5 protein-coding genes are annotated in these 7,118 nt (G+C 45.1%); 1 reads left to right on the top strand and 4 read right to left on the bottom strand.

Features of this window, described 5'->3' with window-relative positions; translation table 11 throughout:
- Positions 1-276: 276 nt before the first annotated feature.
- The 4 genes from VK097_RS13110 to VK097_RS13095 are packed head-to-tail and all read right to left on the bottom strand — an operon-like array spanning position 277 to position 5,816.
- Positions 277-2,325: a CocE/NonD family hydrolase gene (locus tag VK097_RS13110; protein WP_324212259.1), complete on the bottom strand. Its 2,049-nt coding sequence runs from the start codon at positions 2,323-2,325 to the stop codon at positions 277-279.
- A 48-nt stretch (positions 2,326-2,373) separates the two neighbouring features.
- Positions 2,374-3,072, bottom strand: coding sequence for a TetR/AcrR family transcriptional regulator (locus VK097_RS13105; RefSeq protein WP_324212258.1), 699 nt, complete (start codon positions 3,070-3,072; stop codon positions 2,374-2,376).
- A gap of 25 nt (positions 3,073-3,097) precedes the next feature.
- Positions 3,098-4,627 carry a BCCT family transporter gene (locus VK097_RS13100; RefSeq protein WP_324212257.1) on the bottom strand — a complete coding sequence of 510 codons (1,530 nt, stop codon included), beginning with the start codon at positions 4,625-4,627 and terminating at the stop codon, positions 3,098-3,100.
- A 40-nt stretch (positions 4,628-4,667) separates the two neighbouring features.
- Positions 4,668-5,816 (bottom strand): M24 family metallopeptidase, encoded by a 1,149-nt coding sequence (locus VK097_RS13095; RefSeq protein WP_324212256.1) that lies wholly within the window; start codon positions 5,814-5,816, stop codon positions 4,668-4,670.
- 217 nt (positions 5,817-6,033) lie between these two features.
- On the opposite strand from VK097_RS13095, the gene VK097_RS13090 reads away from it, so the two are divergent.
- Positions 6,034-6,876: an aldo/keto reductase gene (locus VK097_RS13090; RefSeq protein WP_324212255.1), complete on the top strand. Its 843-nt coding sequence runs from the start codon at positions 6,034-6,036 to the stop codon at positions 6,874-6,876.
- Positions 6,877-7,118: the final 242 nt, after the last annotated feature.

Genomic DNA, 7,118 nt, shown 5'->3' with positions numbered 1-7,118 from the left:
AAATGCGACTTTCCCTTGAATCACACAAAATAATTCTGGGAGCCATTCGGGAACAGGATATGGACCGGGCACGCGCGGCGATGCATGAACATATTTACCATGGTCGGGACCAGGTGTTGCTCCATATTGATGACATTGAAGAAGATTATTCAATTGATAAAACACATAAATGAACGAAACACTCACAAAGGTTGGCTGACAACCATTGTGAGTGTTTCCTTCTTTAATTGCCATATAAAAGCCCAAGTGAGCTCCCCGGGCTTATGGTACTTAATATTACACATGATCTCTTGATATTTCTTTTTTCCAGGTTTTATTAAAAATCTCTTTGTCACTCTCAAAAGCTGTCATCGTGTTTGTTAGATAGAATGTCGTCTCATCACTGGTCATTTCACTGTATGTTTTCAGTCTTGTCTGCCACTCACCGCGTCCGACTTTCAAATCCCATTCACATGTGACCTGTGCTGACAGCGGATCATTTCCCCTAATCGTATAGGTGTTTTTATTGATACTTCCATATTCCATACCACTGTCCGGCAACCGCCGTTCACCTTCATCGGAGTAATCATACAGTGTCCAGACATCATTTACTTGATCATGAATGAGATTCCTTGTGCGTTCCTCTTCCCGTATAATCTCTTTTTCCATTACATCAGAAATCTCCGGACTTTCGAAATGCTCTTGCCATGATGTATCTTCCTGCTGTGGTGCTCGTACCGGCAAGTCAATATGAGTACCAGCACCGCTGTACAGCGTCAATGTCACCGGTTTTGGCGATGGCCACGCCTGTGGCCAATAGGTCGGTGCAACAGCTACTTCCAACCGGTGGCCTGCCGGTATCTGCTGGCCAAGCACATCTAGACCAATCTCGACTTGATATCGTTTGCCCGGCTTGAGTGGTCCCGGGTGTTCATGAGAATCACGATGCGTGAGATTCAGCATCCCCCAGCTGATTAGTGTTGACTCACCAGTTGGTGCTTTGTCACACAATCTGATAGCAAGTATGGCATTTTCCTGGTCAGCTGACACATCCGCATGGAAAACAGGACGACCCAGCAGCTCGATTGTTTCTTCAAGTGGCTCGGACTCGAATATGACTGATTTACCATTTTCTAGACGCTGATCCGCAGGAAGATCGCCCGGCTCGCCAAATGGACAAAAAACGCCTGCATAATAGCCGTGATCCTGCATACCTGAAATAACTATTTTTTCTTCATCTGTTACATGCTGTGCAAGTTTCCCTTCAGACAACCATAATGATTGGTTTGTGACATTGCTTGACGGCCATGTCCGATCAGCCACCCATTTTCCCGGCCGTTCATCATACGTCACTTCCGGAAGTTCACTTTCCTGAATCCAGGAAATTAGCTGGGGTTCATCCTTGATGCCGGTATCGATGCCCTTTAGCCATTGATCCCACCAGCGCAGACATTCTTGTAAAAATCCAATTGCAGGTTCAGGCGTGGCCACTTCCGGAAATTCATGCGCCCATGGGCCAATCAGCCCTTTGGCATTCGGCAGATTCTCCAGCATCCGGAACACCGCATCTGTATACCCGTCCTGCCAACCGCTGACAGCAAATATCGGTATGTCTACATCCGAGTAGTCTTCACATACCGAACCATGCTTCCAATATTCGTCACGCCTCTGATGACTCAGCCAGGACTCCACAAATGGCGGTGTATTCAGCCGTTCAAGCCAATTTTCTTTCCAGTTGTCACCGACAACAGCCGGGTCTTGTGGTCTGGCATTATAGACAAACATAGTTGATGCCCACCAAAGCATGTCCTGCCCCATGACATTGCCGCCGCGATAATGGACATCGTCGGCATACCGGTCGTCCGTCGAGCAGAGTGTAATAATTGTTTTTAAGGCCGGATGCTGTCGCGCAGCAACCTGCAGGCTGTTGAAACCGCCCCAGGATTTCCCGAACATACCAACTGAACCGGTGCTCCACGGCTGCTTCTCAATCCAGTCAAGCACTTCAAGACAATCATCCTGCTCCTGTTTCAAATATTCATCGAGCAGCACACCATCTGAATCACCGGTCCCTCTTATATCGACCCTGATGCTGGCATAACCGTGACCGGCAAAATAAGGATGTCGAGCCGAATCCCGGATGGCCGTAAAATCATTTTTTCGATATGGCAGATATTCAAGCAGCGCCGGGACCGGGTTGTCATGCGCATCTTCCGGAATCCAGATGGTCGCTGCCAATTTTGCCCCGTCAGACATGGGAATCCACACATGATCCGATTTTTCGATTGGTCTCGGAAATTCTGTCTTCACTCGTCTGTTTTCGTTATCCTGTATATTAAAAACCAATATATTCAGCCTTTCTATCGCTTGTATTAGACTCTTGCAGTGTAAAATTCACAGCTTCAAATCCACGTTTATTTTGGGTTGTTTTTCCGACGGGATTAAATGCATGACGCTCTCATAGACATACAGCAGCGTTTTTTCAATCGCCTCCTCTTTGGAAAGATCCCGCCGTTTGTTCATCAACGTATTGATCATGCCTTTCCAGATCATCAATGTGATATCCGCAACGAAATCGACATCTTTTTGTTCAAGCATCCCCTCATCTACTGCACTCTGGATATACGTGGCACTTCGTTTTGCAAAACTATGCTCCATAACGAGAGGTTTGATTGCCTCTGGCAGCCCTATCAGATCTTCTTTGTAAATCCGGTAATATTCGTCGAGAAAATCTTCCGGTGTCGAACCAAGATCCTCCATGAAAATGACCGAATAAATTTCCGGCTGCTCGAAGGAGTGAATGCAGAAGCATTGCCATGCGTAAAGCCATTTTTCGATTGTGTTGGATCCCTTACGTATATATACAGGAAGATCTTCTATATAATCTGTGGTAAAACGCATGGCCGCAAAAAATTTCAAATGAGATAAATCCCTGAAATAATTATAAGCAGTTGAACTGGTAAATCCAGCTTGATCGGCTATCTTGCGAATCGTGACATTCCGGATTCCTTCTTTTTCAATAACGTCTACAGCCGCTTCCAAAAAATATCTCCACATACGAGCTCGCTGAATATCCCTGCGACTGATGCTCATGATTATCACCTCCCGTCAAACGATTTTAATCGTTGTTTTTTACATAAATGTGCAAGTGTTCCCCCTCTTTGAGCCATTTAATAAGGGATGCAGCCATCAGTACGTACATAATGAGTACCGGTACCGACACAAACACAGAGGAAGTTTGAACAACATTCAGCCCGCCGGCAACTGTCAGGCTGATTGCTAGCGCTGATAAAAGAATCCCCCACATCAGCCGATGCCATCTGGCCGGTTCAGATTTAATACCAAGCTCCTTCGTCGCCACACTGGCAATCACATAACTGGCTGAATCCAGTGATGTTGCCAGAAAGACAAACCCAAGAATGACAAAGAATACTGATACAAGGACCGGCAGCGGCAAAGAGCTTAGAACTTCAACAATAACGGCCGTTTCACCCTGTTCGCTAAGGACACTTGTTAAATCTAATTTTCCTGTTAAATCAAGATTCATCGCATAACCGCCAAATACGCCAAAGTATAACCAGCTTCCCAGTGATCCCCAAAGCAAAACATTTGAGACAAGCTCACGAATACTCCGGCCACGCGAAATCCGAGCTACAAAAATGCCAATAAACGGAGCTGTCGCCGCAAACCATGCCCAATAAAAGACCGTCCATGCTTGCGGAAATCCTCCCTGATTAATCGGATCCGTATACAGGCTCATCCGCATAAAATTATCAAGCATAATACCCATACTGTTGGTGAAGTAAGATAGAATGAAGAGCGTCGGTCCGACAATAATAACGAATAAGGCAAGACCCAGTGCCATGTAGACGTTCCAGTCACTCAACTTCCGAATTCCTTTATAAAGTCCAAGATATGCACTGGAACTGAAAATAAATGTCCAGATGATAATGATAGCAATGTTCAGCCATGTGGAAGGCTCAATGCCAAACAGATTACCCACAACTGCTGCCACCATTGGCACACCCAGACCCAATGACGTTCCAAGTCCCCCTATCATACTCCAGATAACAAGCACGTCTATCACTTTTCCTAGAAGGCCATCTGCATGTTTACCCAGCACACCCTGGCAGGCTGCACTAATTTTCAAGGAATGATTTTTACGCACGAAAAAGCTATATGCCATGACAACTGCCGGCAGTGCATAAAGTGCCCAGGCTGAAATGCCCCAGTGGAACAGACCATAACTGACTGCATATTCGGCAGCGTCTGTAGATCCAGCCTCAAAACCGAACGGCGGGCCAGTATAATAATATAACGGTTCAACAATCGACCAGAACATAATGCTGGTTCCCATGCTGGCACAGAACAGCATACCGCCCCAGCTAAAGCGGGAAAATTCCGGCTTATCTTCAGGATCACCCAATTTCACACGTCCATAACGTCCCAGCATCAACCAAATAAGGATGATGAACAAACCAATGGTCAGAAACTCAAACGCCCAGTCCAGGCGATAAGTCAGTCCTGTCATCATATCCGAGACAACTGGTCCTGCCGTTTCACGGAAAATGACGAGAAATAATGTTGCAACAACAACTAATATCAATGATGGCCAAAAAACGGTCTTTTCAATTCTTGATTGATTCATAACGTTTTTACATACCTCCAATAATTATAATGAATATAAACTAAAACATCATGTCCTCCAATTCTCCAGGAAAATGGGTGACGCGCCTGTATCCATCCTTCGTTACGACGACTGTATCTGAATGTCGAAATCCTCCGATATTAGGCACATAAATACCAGGTTCGATGGTATATACCATTCCTTCTTGAAGAACTAAATCATTATCAAAGCGAAGATAAGGTTCTTCATGTTCCGAAAGCCCCAGACCATGCCCTGTCCGGTGCTGGACATAATCGCTCATTCCCGCCTGTTCAAATACACGGAATGCGGCCATATCCACATCTTTTGCTTTGACACCGGGCTGCACCATTTTCATCGCTGCCTTTTGCGCATCGATGGCGAGCTGCAAGTATTGTTTCTGCTGCACTGCCGGTTCCCCCAGCAGAAAAGTGCGCTCGTTTTCAGCCCGGTATTGATTGATCCAGACTTGACGACTATGAACAACGACATCATTGTTTCGAAACTTCCGCGTACTGGAATAAAGATGTGGCTGAGAGCTCCGTTCAACACCCGAACATGTCCAATTTTCAAATCCTGCATTGATATTCGGGAACTCTACGGAAACAGTCTCCAGCAGTTTGTGGTCTCCATATGCATCAAATTCCAATTCACTCATGCCGCTGCTTAAGTGATCGAACGAAGCCTCAAGCGCAATATCGGATAATCGGCCTGCCTGTTCAATCCAATACAATTCATCATCATCCTTAACAGCACGCATGGCGATCAAATCCTTCCCAATATCTTTGATCTGATGGCCATTATCCTTTAACAGCTGATACAGGGAAGCTGATATCAAATCCATTTCCAGACCAACGACAAAACCTTTCAGCCTACCCTCCAAAATCCCTTTAAATAGAGCAGTAAAGGAAGTCTCCCGTTCAGCATACTGTGCTGATTCATGATAGATAAAAAAATCATCTGCGGCCGCTTCTTGTTCCGCATGGTCCTTTTCCAAATCTGGAACAATATAAGTTGTCGTGTCTCTTTGTACAATATAAACAATCGGACGAGAATACGAGATCGCACGGAATCCACTGACATAAGAGGAATTATCCGGATCAGTCATCAGTACTGCATCAATGCCTTTTGCTTCCATGCGTTGACGTAACTGTGCCAGCCGCTGTTTGATTTTGTCAGATGCTGTCGTCATACTGGTTGCCTCCTCCTTGTTTAACCCTTTAATATGAACGTATTCATTTTATGAACATGTTCATATTAACATAATGATAAGATTTGTCAAAAAATATCGCGGGAAAATCTATTGAACATGAATCGTTAATAATGCACTACGATAACATCTTGTACGTCAGTGTGATATCATAATACGAAAGAATCAATTTATATAGAGTGGAAAAGGAGTGACTCAATTGACCAGCCAAATACCCGAAATCAACCTAAACGATGGCCTGCGAATACCGGCCCTTGGCTTTGGCACATATAAGCTTTGGGGAAATGAAGGTGCAGGAGCCATTGCAAGTGCCATCGACCATGGCTATCGCCTGATCGACTCAGCTTACAATTATGAAAATGAGGGAACAGTCGGTGCGGGACTTAAGCGGACATCTGTCCCACGCGAAGAGTTGCGTATTACATCGAAACTGCCCGGGCGCTATCATACCTATGACAAAGCCGTAAAAGCGATCCAGGAATCTCTTTATCGCGCTGATATGGATTATTATGACTTATACTTGATTCATTGGCCAAACCCGATTCAGAATCAATATGTTGAGGCATGGCAAGCTTTGATTGATGCGAAAAAATGGGGATTGATCCGCTCCATTGGCGTTTGCAATTTCCTCCCTGAACATATGGAACGGCTCGAAAAAGAAACGGGTGTATTGCCGAGCATCAACCAGGTCGAACTGCACCCGTTCTTTAATCAAGAAGAACAACGCAAATGGCACGAAGAACACGGTGTGGCAACTGAATCCTGGAGCCCTCTGGCACGAACAAATAAAGTATTCAGCAATGATACAATTAAAGAACTTGCCGACAAATACAACAAGACGGCTTCACAAATTATTTTGCGCTGGCATTATCAGCATGGCGCCGTAGCCATTCCAAAATCTGCATCACCAAAGCGGCAACTTGAAAATATATCTGTTTTTGATTTTGCGCTGAATGAAGACGATATGACAACATTAGACAAACTGACACGTCCGGATGGCCGTATGAACGATCAGGATCCGGCTGTTTATGAGGAATTCTAAGAGAATGATTAAAAGACTGCCTGGCTATTATAGCGGGCAGTCTTTTTTCGTTATATCAGAAAGTATAAATTTTTGGCTTTATGAATGCTTTATCAAAAATTGCCACGTCCGGCTCCAGCACCCAGCGACTAGCGTGACTTCCTTCACCTCCGTCCGATAAGTCAACAGCGATTCACTTACGTTCATCGTGTTTCTTTTATCTCCTGCGACCAGTGGGGCAGATCGGCTAAAACCGCCGCGAT

The organism is Lentibacillus sp. (assembly GCF_035301675.1).
Classification (GTDB): domain Bacteria; phylum Bacillota; class Bacilli; order Bacillales; family Amphibacillaceae; genus Lentibacillus.
Note: the sequence above shows the minus strand (reverse complement) of the source record. Positions and strands in the feature narration are given on the sequence as shown.

What these genes read in the sequence shown, in the direction of transcription:
- VK097_RS13105 (WP_324212258.1), bottom strand. Translation starts at nt 3,072, where the DNA reads ATGAGCATCAGTCGCAGGGATATTCAGCGAGCTCGTATGTGGAGATAT.
- VK097_RS13095 (WP_324212256.1), bottom strand. Translation starts at nt 5,816, where the DNA reads ATGACGACAGCATCTGACAAAATCAAACAGCGGCTGGCACAGTTACGT.
- VK097_RS13100 (WP_324212257.1), bottom strand. Translation starts at nt 4,627, where the DNA reads ATGAATCAATCAAGAATTGAAAAGACCGTTTTTTGGCCATCATTGATA.